The organism is Mycobacterium sp. TH-M11, from assembly GCF_057473725.1.
Map to the genome: position 1 here is coordinate 1 of NZ_JBYCLD010000065.1, position 13,379 is coordinate 13,379.

Sequence of the window (13,379 nt, forward strand, 5' to 3'; positions counted from 1 at the left end):
ACGGCAATGGACGCGCGTTTGCGTTGTTCGGCGGTCAGTGTGCCCGCCTTGGCAGTCCGCAGCGCGGTCAATTCCAGCTTGGCGAGCACCGATCGCACGGCCTCGCGCTGCTGATCCTGAGAACTGCTTGGTGGCAAACGCAATTCGGCTGCGTACCGCAGTCCCTGCTCGAGAGTCAGCTGCGGGCGCAGCAAGTCGTGCCGCGGTACCACTGCGACGTGCGGTCGAACGGTGTCGTCGGCGACATCGTGGCCATCGAAGTCGACCTCGCCCATGCTCGGCTGCACGACGCCGGTGAGCACGTCGACCAGCGCAGAGGTGCTCGCCGCGGACAGCCCGACCACCGAGGTGATTGTGCCCGGCGACGCGGTGAACGAAAGATCCGTCAGTGCCTGCTCGCCGTCGACGCTGAGGCGCACCCGGCGTGCCTCAAGCAGCCCCGCGATTCTGCTCGGTCCCGGCTTCGGGGCGGCGGCCGGTTCGTGCGTGGCGGCGGGGGCGGTCTCGTTGGAGTCGGCGTGCTTCGGCGAACGTGCAACCACGGCGAAAATCCGGCCGAAAAGTCGCCACCAGTTCACGCTCGGCGCGCTGGCCGGGATCGCCGGCTTCGGCGGCTGTGGCGGCTGTGGCGGCTGTGGCGGCTGTGGGAGCGGCGGTGGCGGATGTGGCAGATGTGGCAGCGGGCGCTGCGGTGGCTGCGGGACCGGCCTGTGCGGCGGAGGTGGTGGAGGCGGTGGTGGTGCTTGAGGGCGCGTCGGCGGCGGAACCGGCGGAGCGGGGAGTTGGAACACCAGCCGCGGCCCGTGTTGCGGGTCGCCGAACGTGATCGTGCGACCTTCGTGAATGAATACCGTCGACATTCGCACCCCGTCGACGTACATGCCGGCTTCGCCTCGGTCGACGGCGATCCACTGGCTGCCGTTGAAGTGCAGCAAAACCTGGGGTTCGGACAACCCGCCAAGCCCGTAGAGCTGGATGTCAGCGCCACCGTCGGACCCGATGGTCACGTCGCGATTAGGGGGAAAAACGTACCTGTGTGTGCCGAGCCAGACGATCAAAGGGGAGCCGAATGTCGCCGACGACACATCCACCCTCCTTGCTCGCCCAGTTGCTTGAGTCGAGACTCCATTATCCAGTTGCCATCATGCGCCGAAGCTCGACCGTAGGTCGTCGGCGCAGGTTGGGCAGTGTTGGGGCGGTGGTTAGCGGGATCCACCGGCTCGCGGGACGGCCTGCGCGTCTTGCAGTAGACGGCGCAACACGGTCACGGCGTTTGCCAAAGTCTGCCGATCGGCGTCGGCCAAGTCGGCAAGTTGCGGCTCGATGGCGCGGGCCCGGTCGGCTCGCACCCGATTCAACGTCTTCGAGCCCTCGGCGGTGATCTTGATGCGTACGGCGCGGGCGTCGGTGGCGTCGACGGCGCGGGTGACCAGGCCTGCGTCCTCGAGACGTCGCACCTGCGTCGTCATGGTCGGCTGCGAGCAGTGGTCCACCGCGGCAAGGTCGCAAATGCGTGCCTCGCCGTGGGCGTCGATCGTCGCGAGCAGGCGGGCCTGTGCGGCCGGCAATTGCATCTGGATGCGTTGAGTGGCGTAGCGGTTGAGTCGGGCGACGACGGCGAGCAGATCCGCGCCCAAACCGGCGACAGCCTCCTCGGCGGGGCCTCGCTCAGCGGTTGCAGATGGCGTCATGCGTATATCGTTGCATAGCCAGGCTATCTAGACCACGAACCGGACTATTTCAGTCTTGGCAGGTACAAGTGCGCCTTCTCACGAGGGTTTCCCGAAATTAATTGGCAGAATTGGTGAAATGAACGCGTCTCGCCCCTTGAGCGGTGCGCATATGTCCCGCCCGATGGGTCCCGGTGAACTTGCGCAGGCCTCGGTCATGGCGGCGCTGTGCGCGGCTACCGCGATCATCTCCATCGTCGTACCGTTCGCCGGTGCGTTGGCGTTGCTGGGGACCGTGCCGATGGGGTTGCTGGCGTATCGCTACCGGTTCCGGGTGTTGGTCGCCGGCACAGTCGCCGCCGGATTGATCGCGTTCCTGATCGCCGGATTGGGCGGTGTGATGACGGTTGGCCACAGCGCCTACGTGGGCGGGCTGACCGGAGTCGTCAAACGCCGGGGTCGCGGCACCGGGACGGTCGTCGTGGTGTCCCTGATCGCCGGAGCGCTGTTCAACGTGGTCGTGGTCGCGGCGCTGGCGTTGCTCTCCCGGCTGCGGCACCTGATCTTCGACGCGATCACGGCAAACGTCAACGGTATTGCGGCGGTTCTGAGGTCGGTCGGGCGCTTTACGGTCGAGCATCCGTTCCCGATGAGCCCCCGCCTCGGGGCCGGGCTCGAATGGTCAGCGGGACGGCTCCAATGGTTGCTCGCCGAAGCGCTGCATTACTGGCCGTGGCTGATCGCGGTCAACGGTACCGTTTCGATCGTCGTCGTCTCGTTGATCGGATGGTGGGCGCTGTCCCGGGTGCTGGACCGCATGCGCGGCGTACCCGATGTGCACAAGCTGGACGAGGCGGTCGACACGGCGCCCGTCGGCCCGGTCCCGGTGCGGCTGAAACAAGTTCGCTTCCGCTACCCCAACAGTGACCACGACGCGCTGCGTCCGGTGAATCTCGAGGTCAAGGCCGGGGAACATCTGGCGATCACCGGAGCCAACGGCTCTGGCAAAACCACCCTGATGCTCGTGCTGGCCGGACGCGCACCGACGTCGGGCAGCATCGAACGCCCCGGGTCGGTCGGTCTGGGCCGGATGGGCGGAACGGCTGTGGTGCTGCAGCACCCGGAATCGCAGGTGCTGGGCACCCGGGTTGCCGACGACGTGGTCTGGGGTCTGCCTGCGGGGACAACAACCGACGTGGCGGCACTGCTCCGCGAGGTCGGCCTGGAAGATCACGCCGAACGTGACACGGGAAGTCTCTCCGGCGGCGAACTGCAACGGCTGGCGGTGGCGGCCGCGCTGGCGCGCGAACCGGCGATGCTCATCGCCGACGAGGTCACCAGCATGGTCGACCAAGAGGGCCGAGACGCGTTACTGGGCGTGCTCTCCGGCCTGAAGCGGCGTCATCGTACGGCTGTCGTGCACATCACGCACTACCACAACGAGGCCGAATCTGCGGACAGCACAATAAATCTCAGTGAGTCCGGTGACAACACCAGCATGGTCGACACGGTTGCCGCGCCGGTGAACGCCCCGATGGTTGGCGATGAGGCCAGCCCGGCGATCCTCGAAGTCGACAACGTCAGCCACGAATACAACAGCCGAACTCCGTGGGCCAAGCCGGCGTTGCGCAACGTCAGCTTCGCGGCGCACCAGGGTGAAGGCCTGCTGATCCATGGCGGCAACGGCTCGGGCAAGTCGACGCTGGCGTGGATCCTGGCCGGGCTGACCGTTCCGACCACCGGCACCTGCCTGCTCGATGGCCGGCCCACCTACGAACAAGTCGGCGCGGTTGCGCTGTCCTTCCAGGCGGCGCGACTGCAGCTGATGCGTAGCCGGGTCGACCTCGAAGTCGCTTCGGCCGCCGGCTTTTCACCCAAGGAGCGCGACCGCGTCGTGGACGCGCTCGGGGTCGTGGGATTGGACAGCGGCTTGGCCACCCGCCGTATCGACCAACTCAGCGGCGGCCAGATGCGCCGAGTGGTCCTGGCCGGCCTGTTGGCTCGCTCGCCGCGCGCGCTGATCCTCGACGAACCGCTGGCGGGCCTGGATGCCGTCACACAGCGCGGGCTGGTGCGTCTGCTCGAAGAGTTGCGCCGCGAGCAGGGCCTGACCGTGGTGGTGATTTCTCATGATTTCGTCGGCTTGGAAGATCTCTGCCCACACACGTTGAATCTTCGTGAGGGTGTGCTGCAGGCGGTCCCGACGACAGCAGCGGGGTTGGCGTGACAGCGGCACAACCGGAGGAACGGTCCGAACGCAGGCCGTCGCGTTCGGTGGTGCTGCTGCGTCCGGTACCCGGCAACTCCGTGGTACACGATCTGTGGGCCGGTACCAAATTGCTGACGGTCTTGGGCATCTCGATCCTGCTGACGTTCTTTCCGGGCTGGATCGCGATCGGATTGGTGGCCGCGCTGGTGTTGGCGGCGGCCAAACTAGCCCACATCCCGCGCGGCGCTCTCCCCGATGTGCCGCGCTGGCTGTGGATCTTGCTGGTGCTCGGCGCGGTATCCGCCGCTTTCGCGGGAGGCAGTCCCGTTGTTCAGTTGGCCGGCGTCTCGATCGGGCTCGGGGGGTTGCTGAACTTCTTGCGGATCACCACCTTGTCGTTGGTGCTGCTGGGCCTCGGAGCGATGGTGTCCTGGACCACCAATGTTGCCGAAATCGCCCCTGCGGTGGCCGCTTTGGGTCGACCGCTGCGATGGTTGCGGATACCTGTCGACGAGTGGGCCGCCACGATCGCGCTGTCGTTGCGCGCATTCCCGATGCTGATCGACGAATTTCGGGTGCTCTACGCCGCGCGCCGGATGCGGCCCAAACGGGTCGCGCACACCCGCCGGGCACGCCGGCGGCGTGCCGCCCGGGAAGCGGTCGACCTGATCGCCGCCGCCCTGGTCGTGACGTTGCGGCGGGCCGATGAGATGGGCGACGCCATCGCCGCGCGCGGCGGTATCGGCCAGATTTCGGCTGTTCCGTCGCGGCCGAAAAGAGCCGACTGGATCGCGCTCGCAGTTACGGTCGCGGTGTGCGCTGCCGCCGTCGCGCTCGAGATTCGCACCGGCGTCAGCGGTGTGCGGCCGCGTTAGCGGCCTGCTGAGCCAGCCGTAGCGTCGTCGCGATATCGCTGCGGCCCAAAAACATCTCGTCGAAGTAGGGCTTGATCGCTTGGTTGCCCGCGGCGAAGCCTGCGCCGCCGGGAGCGGCGATACGCGGGCCGTCGAGCACGTCGAAGAATGGTCTAACGTTGACGCCTTCGCGCAGCCAGTAATCGAAGTAGGCGTTCTGGGCGGCGGTGACCGCAGGAATGGCGCTGCCCTGGGCGCCCACGTACCGGTTACCTTCGGCGCTACCCATCCAGGCCAGCACCTGACGTACCGCGTCGGGATGTGCGGAAGAAGAATTAGCCGCCGCGGCAATGCCGTTGGTGACACTGACCCGGCCTTTCGGGCCCGCGGGCAGCATCGCGACACCCCAGTGGAAGGTGGCCTGCCCGGCGATCACAGCCAGGTTGTAGGTGCCGGATTGGAACAGCGCCATCTTCCCGGCCAAGAATTGGTTGCGAGAGAAGTCGCCGTTGTCGTTGGTGTCCGAAGCCGGCGGGGATACGTGGTCGCGGTCGATCAACCCGACCAGATAGGTGAAGGCCTCCACGGCGGCGGGGTTGTCGAACGCGAACCGATCGCCGTCCTGAAAGACTCCGCCCGCCGACCCGATGTAGTTGAGGTAAATACCCTGCGCGTCGTTGCCTGCGTTATACGCCCACCGCCGGATGCGGTCGGAGTCGAAACCCGGTGTGCCCGCGAAACGTCCGTCGCTGTCGACGGTGAGCCGCAACAGCAGCGGCCGCAGGGTGTCATCGCCGCCGGGGCTCCAACGCAGCGTCGTCAACACCGCCGGGTCGACTCCGGCGGCGGCGAGCAGGTCGGCGTTGTAGTAGACCGCGATACCGGCGTCGGTGAGTTGCGGAACGGCCCACAGCTTGCCGTTTCGGGTGAACTGCTGGACTACCGACGGTGCCCACGTCGACACGGCGCCCGAGCCCAAGGTTGCCCCGACATCCAGTAGGCGACCGCTGTCTGCGTAGCCGGCCAGGTAGGCGTTGGACAGCCAGAAGATGTCGTCAGCCGTGCCGCCGGCGACGTCGGTGCGCAACGTGTTGAAGTAGGTGGAGTAGGAGACGACGTCGGTCTGCACGTCGATGTCGGGATGCGCCGCCATGAAGGCCGCAAACGACGATCGGTACGCCCGGGCTACCTGCTGGTCCCATAGCCGAACGGTCACCACGGTTTTGCCGGTGGGCGGTCGGGCTGTCACGTCCAACAGCACTGCGCCGGCGGCCAGCATCGCCGCGGCCAGCGTCCAGGCCAACAAGATTCGCGTTGAGAACCGGAGCCTGCTCATTTGAGTCCGGTGACGACGATCGAGCGCACGATGTGCCGCTGGAAGATCAGGAACAACACCAGCAGTGGCACGACGGCCACGAACACCGCGGCCATCACCAGCGTCCACTGCGCGTTGTAGCGGGACTGCAGCGCGGCCGTCGCCACGGTCAGCACTTGCCATTTGGTGCCGCTGGTGATGATCAGTGGCCACAGGAAATGGTGCCATTCCGACACCACGGTGATCAGCGCAAGGGTGACGATCACGCCCCGACTGGACGGCATCACGACGTGCACGATCACGTCCAGCGTGTTGGCGCCGTCGAGGTGCGCCGCGTTGATCAAATCATCGGGAATCGTGCGGAAGTGCTGACGCAGCAGGAAGATTGCGTAGGGAGATCCGAACACAAAAGGTAACACCAACGCCCAGAACGTGTTCCGCAGTCCCAGCTGCGACATCATCAAGTACAGCGGGACGACCGTCACACTGCCCGGCACCATCAGCGTCGCCAGATACACCCAGAACAGCGCGTCGCGGCCGGGAAACCGCAGCCGGGCAAAGGCGTACGCGGCGAATATCGACGAGGTCAGCTGCCCGAGCAAGCTGGTCGCGGTCATCAGGGTCGTCACCGCAAGTGCGCGACCGAACCCGTGACCGGCCAGGCTCGAGTAGTTGGACAGCGTCGGTGGCCGCGGCCAGCTCAACGGCGTAGCGGTCGCGAACTGGTGCGCCGACGTGACCGAGGTCAGCAGACCAAGACCGAACGGGGCCAGCGTGATCAGCGCGCCCGCCGCCAGGGCAACGTAAACCATGGCCGCCGAGAGCGATCTAGGTGAGGTCATAGCTGATCCTGCGACGGAAATACAGGTGTTGAACGACGGTGATGGTGACCAGGACGACGAACAGCACCACCGCCATCACCGAAGCCCGGCCGACGGCCGCGGCCCCGAACGCCTCGGCGTAGATCCGGTGCGCGACCAGATCGGTGCGGTTCTGCGGCCCGCCACCGGTCAACGCGTAGACCGTGTCGAAAACCTGTGCGGCACTGACGACTCCGGTCACCAGCACAAAGAACATCGTCGGGCGCAGCATCGGCAGCGTGATGCGCCAGAACCCCTGCCAGGACGTCGCGCCGTCGGTGCGCGCCGCGGAATGGATGTCACCGGGAATGGCCAGGATGCCGGCCAGGAAGAACAGCGACACATAGCCGACGTTGCTCCACACGACCACCGCCGAGACCACCGGCAGTGCCAGCCCGGGATCGGTCAGCCATTCGATGCGGTGCCCCAACACCGTGCTGACGGCGCCGTCGGTGGGTGCCAGAATCCAGCGCCACAGCACCGCGATCGCCAGCGGGACACTGATCCAGGGCAGCACGTAGATCGTGCGGAACACCCCGCTGCCCGGCAGCTCCCGGGCCAGCAGCGCCCCGACCGCCAAACCGAGCACGGTCTGCACCGGAACCACGATCGCCACGAACAAACAGGTCACCAGAAGCGAGTTGCCGAACGACCGGTCGCTCAGCACCGACCGCCAATTCTGGCCTCCGACATACTCGATCGGCCCCAGGAGGTCCCATCGGTGCAGGCTCAGCCACACCACCACCAAGATCGGCAGCAGCATGAAGGCGACGACCCCGAACAGGCTCGGTGCGATCAACCCGTATCCCAGCGCGGTCGAGCGGCGTCTGCTGGTCTCGCCCATACCGCCATTAAAGCGGGTCGATACGGTGGTGTCGTGACACCGAACCGGGGGATCGATGCCGACTTCCTCGGCGTGGCGCGCCACGAGTTGGCCGACGCCGCGCTGGCCGCCGCCACAGCGGCCGGTGCCGACCACGCCGACCTGCGGATTCAGCGGCTGGTCAGCGAGGTCATCCAGTTGCGCGACGGCGAGCTGGAGACCGCGGTGCTCAACCGCGACCTCGGTCTGGCGGTGCGGGTGGTGGTCGATGGCACCTGGGGATTCGCCTCGCACGCCGAGCTGTCGCCGGACGTTGCCGCCCAGACCGCGCGCCGCGCCGTGACGGTGGCCCGCACGCTGGCCGCGCTCAACACCGACCGCGTCGAGTTGGCGTCCGAGCCGGTGTACTCCGATGCCAGCTGGGTGTCGAGCTATCGGATCGACCCGTTTACGGTGCCGCTGGCGGACAAGATCGCCGTGCTCGACGAGTACTCCGGCCGGCTGCTGGCCGCCGACGGCATCGACCACGTTTCGGCCAGCCTGATGTCGGTCAAAGAGCAGAGCTTCTACGCCGACACCGCCGGCTCGTCGATCACCCAGCAGCGGGTGCGGGTGCAGCCCCGATTCGAGGCGGTCACCGTCAACAGCGGCGGCAGCGGCTTCGACTCGATGCGCACGCTGGCGCCGCCGATGGGCCGCGGCTGGGAGGTGCTGACCGACAACGACGTGTGGAACTGGGACGACGAGCTCGCTCAGCTACCGTCGCAGCTGGCCGAGAAGGTCAAGGCGCCCAGCGTCACAGCCGGCCCGACCGATCTGGTGATCGACCCGACCAACCTGTGGCTGACCATCCATGAATCCATCGGCCATGCAACCGAATACGACCGTGCCATCGGCTACGAGGCGGCCTATGCGGGCACGTCGTTCGCCACCCCCGACCAGCTCAACACGCTACGTTACGGTTCATCGATCATGAACGTGACCGCCGACCGCACCGTCGAATTCGGTTTGGCCAGTGTGGGTTACGACGACGAGGGGGTGGCCGCCCAGAGCTGGGATCTGGTGCGCGACGGCATCTTCGTCGGCTATCAACTCGACCGCGCGTTCGCGCCGCGGCTGGGCCAGGCCCGGTCCAACGGTTGCTCGTACGCCGACTCCCCGCATCACGTGCCGATTCAGCGGATGGCCAACGTGTCGCTGCAACCGGGCCCGCAGGACTTCAGCACTGACGACCTGATCGCCCGGGTCGACGACGGCATCTACATCGTCGGTGACCGTTCTTGGTCAATTGATATGCAGCGCTATAACTTCCAGTTCACCGGACAGCGGTTTTACCGCATCCGCGGTGGACGCCTGGACGGCCAATTGCGCGACGTGGCGTATCAGGCCATCACCACCGATTTCTGGAATTCGATGGAATCCGTTGGCGGCCCGTCGACCTGGCGCCTGGGCGGAGCGTTCAACTGCGGCAAGGCCCAGCCGGGTCAAGTCGCCGCGGTCAGCCACGGTTGCCCGTCGGCGCTGTTTCGCGGTGTCAATGTGCTCAACACCCGAACGGAGGGTGGCCTGTGACCGCCGGCGACCCGACCGTGCGCCGCAGGAGCGGCGCCAATGAGGAGGAGCGGCGCATATGATCCGCCCGCAGCAGGTCGTCGAGATCGCGCTGGACTCCGCGGCCACCCTGGGGCGCGCCGCCGACACCATTGTGTTGGTCAGCGATATCTCCACCGCATCGCTGCGGTGGGCCAACAATTCGATGACCACCAATGGGGCTTCGACGGCGCGGCAGACCACGGTTATTTCTATTGTGCGACAAGGAGATACCGCACGGGTGGGGTCGCTGACCACCGCGGAGGTGGAGCCTTCGGCGATCGCCGAATTGGTGGCCGCGTCGCAGGCCGCCGCCGTCGCGGCACCCGAAGCCCGCGATGCCGCACCCCTGTTGAGTGGCAACACCGCGCCGGACGACTGGGATGCTGCGCTTCCGTCGACCGGCCCCGAGGTGTTCGCCGCGATCACCGATCCGCTGGCCCGCGGATTCCGCGGTAAAGACCAGCTGTACGGTTTCGCCCAGCACACCGTGGAGACGACGTTGTTGGCGACCTCGACCGGACTGCGGCGACGCTACGCCCAGCCCGCGGGTTCGGTGGAGATCAATGCCAAGCGCAACGGTGCCAGCGCATGGGCGGGCGTCGGAACCCCTGATTTCGTTGGTGTGTCGACGGATTCACTGCTCGAGGAATTATCGATGCGCCTCGGGTGGGCTTCCCGGCGCGTCGACTTGCCGGCGGGACGCTACGAGACGATTCTGCCGCCCTCGGCGGTCGCGGACATGATGATCTACCTCGGCTGGTCGATGACCGGCCGTGGTGCGCAGGAGGGCCGCACGGCGCTGAGCGCGCCGGCCGGCGGAACGCGGGTGGGGGAGAAGCTGACCGACCTTGCGCTGACGCTGTACACCGACCCCGCGGCGTCCGGGTTGAGCTGCACCCCGTTCGTGACGGCGACGAGTTCCTCGGAGACCCTGTCGGTGTTCGACAACGGCATGAATCTCGGCCGGGTCGACTGGATCCGCGACGGCGTGATCAACGCGTTGGCGTACTCGCGCGCCGCCGCGGAGGAGTTCGGCGCGCCGGTCGCCGTCGCCGCCGACAACATCCTGATGACCGGCACCAGCACCGAACTCGCCGCGATGATCGCGGCAACCGAGCGAGGCTTGCTGCTCACCACGCTGTGGTACATGCGCGAAGTCGACCCCACCACGCTGCTGCTCACCGGGCTGACTCGTGATGGCGTCTACCTCATCGAGGACGGCCAGGTGCGTGCGGCGGTCAATAACTTCCGCTTCAACGAAAGCCCGCTGGATCTGCTCCGGCGGGCCACTCAGGCCGGCGTCAGTGAGCGGACGCTGCCGCGCGAGTGGGGCGATTGGGTCACCCGCGCGGCGATGCCGTCGCTGCGGATTCCCGACTTTCACATGTCCTCGGTGAGCCAAGCGACATAAGCCCGCCGCGATGCGGCGGATTCAGGTTCGGATCACGCGCATCTTGGGTAGCGTGACGTAGGTCACATACTCGATCGGGGGGTCTGATGTCCAAGGGTTTGTTCTTGCGCGCAGTGGGTGTCGCGTTCGCGTGCGTGGCGGCATCCAGTTGGAGTTCGGTGTTCGCGGCGCACGCCGACTCCGGTGCCGATTTCCTCGACGGTTCGACCCACGCAATTGTGATGAGCCCTACCTTCATCCCCGATCCGACCACCTTCCCCGGATACATTCCGGGTGCCGTGACGGAATACCTGCAGCCGCTCGGATTTTCGGATGCCGGCACCGTCACCCCGCTGATTACCGAAGAGTCACCGAACTTCGGCCCGTCCATCGCGTCCGGCGTGGACACCTTGGTCCACGCCGTCGAAGCCGACTACACCGCGGGCGACTTCTCGGCGGCCGACCCGCTCACGGTGTTCGGCTACAGCCAATCGGCTGTCATCGCCTCGGTGGCCGAACAGCAACTCGCCGCCGACCACATCCCGCTCCAGGATTTGCGGTTCGTCCTGATCGGCGATGCCGCCGCCAACCCCCCGTCGGGACCGACCGGGTTCCTCGACACCTGGGGAGCGACCTCGTTCGGGCAGGAGATCGACGCGCTGCTCGGATGGTCGAATCTGGACAACGTCACCACGCCGACTGACCTTTACCCGACCGACGTGTTCACCGTCGCCAACGACTTTTTCGCCGACACCGCTACGCCGGCAGATTTCGCAGCCAACCCGCTCGGGGCCCTATGGCAAGACTTTGTGGGGTTCTTCGAACACGGCGTCTATCTCGGGGGCTTGCCCGAGTCCGAGATACTGACCGCGATCGGCACCGCCGGTGTCGCGGATGGCGCCACCACGTATTTCACGCTGGCAGATCCCGCTGATCTCCTGCAGTCGCTTTTTGACGTCGCCCTGGGAAGTCTTGGCATCAGCGTCCCCTGATTTTGGTATGCCATTGGCAGCCACGCGACATAATCGGCGTGTGGTGTTGCATGACGACGTGACCCGACTGGTGGCCCTATCGCCCGGCGACGGTCGCTTGACGGCTCTCGTTCGACGGGTGTGTGCACAAACTCTCGGTCTGCCGAAGCTTCCTGCGGCGGCAGATCCGGCCTCCGATGACGTCGTTGCCGATTTCGCCGAACAGTTCAGCGCCGACGTCTCGGCGATCAACGGCGAGCAACGCTCGAAGTTGTGGAAAGCGCTGGGCGACAGGACGTTCAGCGTGGTCGTGCAGATGTACATCGCGGACTTCGTGCCCCGCGTACGGGCCGGGCTGGAGGCGCTCGGTGTCGGCGGCGACTACCTGGGCTGGGTGGCTGGTTCGGTTGCATGGGATCACACCACCGATCCGTCTGATTTGGTCTTCAACACGTTCCTGCCGACGGTGGCCCGGTTGCGTGAGCTGGATGCGTTGACCGCAGAGGTGGTGCGGTTGCGCGGTGCCACCCAGCACAACTGCCGGCTGTGCAAGTCGTTGCGCGAGACGACTGCGCTGAACGCCGGCGGAACCGAGACGCTGTATGAGGACATCGAACGCTTCGAGGAGTCGACACAGTTGACCGAGCGTCACAAGGCGGCCCTGCGCTACGCGGATGCGCTGATCTGGTCGCCGGCCTCGATCGGCGCGGACGTCGCCGCCGGGGTGCGTGAGCACTTCTCCGGCGCCGAGGCGGTCGAGTTGACGTTGGACGTGATGCGCAACGCCAGCAACAAGATCGCGGTCGCGTTGGCCGGCGATGCGCCTCGCGTCGAGAGCGGCACCGAGCACTATCTGCTCGACGCCAACGGTCAGACGGTGTTCAGCTGACGTTCGGGATTGCTGCCTTGGCGGCGGATTTCTGGCGGCCCACGTAGGCCTCGGCCCGTATCCGTTGGTGCATGTGCGGGTAGTGCAGTTCGAAAGCCGGCCGCTCTGAACGGATCCGGGGCAATTCGGTGAAGTTGTGCCGCGGCGGCGGGCAACTGGTGGCCCATTCCAGTGAATTGCCGTGGCCCCACGGGTCGTCAACCGTGACGACTTCGCCGTAACGCCAGCTCTTGAACAGGTTCCAGACGAACGGCAGCACCGAGATTCCGAGAATGAACGCGCCAATCGTGGAGACGATGTTGAGCGTCTGGAAACCGTCGGTGGGCAGGTAATCCGCGTAGCGTCGCGGCATTCCGGAGTCACCGAGCCAGTGCTGGACCAGGAATGTGGTGTGGAATCCGATCAACGTCAGCCAGAAATGCAGCTTGCCCAGGCGCTCGTCGAGCAGCCGGCCGGTCATCTTCGGGAACCAGAAGTAGATTCCGGCGTAGGTGGCGAACACGATGGTGCCGAACAGGGTGTAGTGAAAGTGGGCGACGACGAAGTAGCTGTCGGTGACGTGGAAGTCGAGTGGCGGGCTGGCCAGCAGGACGCCGGTCAGTCCGCCGAGTAGGAAGGTCGCCAGGAAGCCGAGCGCGAACATCATCGGCGTCTCGAAGGTCAACTGGCCGCGCCACATGGTGCCGATCCAGTTGAAAAACTTGATTCCGGTGGGGATCGCGATCAGAAACGTCATGAACGAAAAGAACGGCAGCAGCACCGCGCCGGTGGCGAACATGTGGTGCGCCCACACCGCGATCGACAA

Annotated in this window: 12 protein-coding genes; 6 read left to right on the plus strand and 6 right to left on the minus strand. The window is 66.3% G+C overall.

Annotated elements, in window-relative coordinates; translation table 11 throughout:
- Both AC2VOG_RS02550 and AC2VOG_RS02555 read right to left on the minus strand, forming a co-directional pair.
- The coding region (locus tag AC2VOG_RS02550) for an ATP-binding cassette domain-containing protein (RefSeq protein ID WP_486938346.1) at positions 1-1,007 on the minus strand (1,007 nt) is incomplete at its 3' end.
- 195 nt (positions 1,008-1,202) lie between these two features.
- Entirely contained in the window at positions 1,203-1,691 is a 489-nt protein-coding gene (locus AC2VOG_RS02555) for a MarR family winged helix-turn-helix transcriptional regulator (RefSeq protein WP_486938347.1), read from the minus strand.
- Between the two features lie 118 nt (positions 1,692-1,809).
- On the opposite strand from AC2VOG_RS02555, the gene AC2VOG_RS02560 reads away from it, so the two are divergent.
- Together AC2VOG_RS02560 and AC2VOG_RS02565 are read left to right on the plus strand one after the other, a co-directional pair.
- Positions 1,810-3,897 (plus strand): ATP-binding cassette domain-containing protein, encoded by a 2,088-nt coding sequence (locus tag AC2VOG_RS02560; RefSeq protein ID WP_486938348.1) that lies wholly within the window; start codon positions 1,810-1,812, stop codon positions 3,895-3,897.
- On the plus strand, positions 3,894-4,754 hold the full coding sequence (locus AC2VOG_RS02565; RefSeq protein ID WP_486938349.1) for a CbiQ family ECF transporter T component: 861 nt from the start codon (positions 3,894-3,896) through the stop codon (positions 4,752-4,754). Before AC2VOG_RS02560 ends, AC2VOG_RS02565 begins: the two co-directional genes overlap by 4 nt.
- Here the strand turns inward: AC2VOG_RS02565 and AC2VOG_RS02570 are convergent.
- Genes AC2VOG_RS02570 through AC2VOG_RS02580 form a run of 3 tightly spaced genes read right to left on the minus strand, consistent with a single transcriptional unit; the run spans position 4,732 to position 7,752 of the window.
- Positions 4,732-6,069: an ABC transporter substrate-binding protein gene (locus AC2VOG_RS02570; protein WP_486938350.1), complete on the minus strand. Its 1,338-nt coding sequence runs from the start codon at positions 6,067-6,069 to the stop codon at positions 4,732-4,734. The two genes, AC2VOG_RS02565 and AC2VOG_RS02570, sit on opposite strands and share 23 nt — an antisense overlap.
- Entirely contained in the window at positions 6,066-6,890 is an 825-nt protein-coding gene (locus tag AC2VOG_RS02575; protein WP_486938351.1) for a carbohydrate ABC transporter permease, read from the minus strand. The genes AC2VOG_RS02570 and AC2VOG_RS02575 overlap by 4 nt, the downstream gene beginning before the upstream one ends.
- Positions 6,877-7,752 carry a carbohydrate ABC transporter permease gene (locus tag AC2VOG_RS02580; protein WP_486938352.1) on the minus strand — a complete coding sequence of 292 codons (876 nt, stop codon included), beginning with the start codon at positions 7,750-7,752 and terminating at the stop codon, positions 6,877-6,879. Before AC2VOG_RS02580 ends, AC2VOG_RS02575 begins: the two co-directional genes overlap by 14 nt.
- A 33-nt stretch (positions 7,753-7,785) precedes the next feature.
- Between AC2VOG_RS02580 and AC2VOG_RS02585 the strand changes: the two genes are divergently transcribed.
- The 4 genes from AC2VOG_RS02585 to AC2VOG_RS02600 all read left to right on the plus strand — a co-directional run bounded on the left by AC2VOG_RS02585 (position 7,786) and on the right by AC2VOG_RS02600 (position 12,574).
- Positions 7,786-9,303 carry a TldD/PmbA family protein gene (locus tag AC2VOG_RS02585; protein ID WP_486938353.1) on the plus strand — a complete coding sequence of 506 codons (1,518 nt, stop codon included), beginning with the start codon at positions 7,786-7,788 and terminating at the stop codon, positions 9,301-9,303.
- Positions 9,304-9,361: 58 nt separating this feature from the next.
- Positions 9,362-10,735 carry a metallopeptidase TldD-related protein gene (locus tag AC2VOG_RS02590; protein WP_486938354.1) on the plus strand — a complete coding sequence of 458 codons (1,374 nt, stop codon included), beginning with the start codon at positions 9,362-9,364 and terminating at the stop codon, positions 10,733-10,735.
- 86 nt (positions 10,736-10,821) lie between these two features.
- Positions 10,822-11,706 (plus strand): PE-PPE domain-containing protein, encoded by an 885-nt coding sequence (locus AC2VOG_RS02595; RefSeq protein ID WP_486938355.1) that lies wholly within the window; start codon positions 10,822-10,824, stop codon positions 11,704-11,706.
- A 7-nt stretch (positions 11,707-11,713) separates the two neighbouring features.
- Positions 11,714-12,574: a carboxymuconolactone decarboxylase family protein gene (locus AC2VOG_RS02600; protein ID WP_486938356.1), complete on the plus strand. Its 861-nt coding sequence runs from the start codon at positions 11,714-11,716 to the stop codon at positions 12,572-12,574.
- On the opposite strand, the gene AC2VOG_RS02605 is transcribed toward AC2VOG_RS02600, so the two are convergent.
- Positions 12,567-13,379 (minus strand): cytochrome c oxidase subunit I (locus AC2VOG_RS02605; RefSeq protein WP_486938357.1); only part of this gene is annotated, 813 nt, incomplete at its 5' end. The genes AC2VOG_RS02600 and AC2VOG_RS02605 overlap by 8 nt on opposite strands.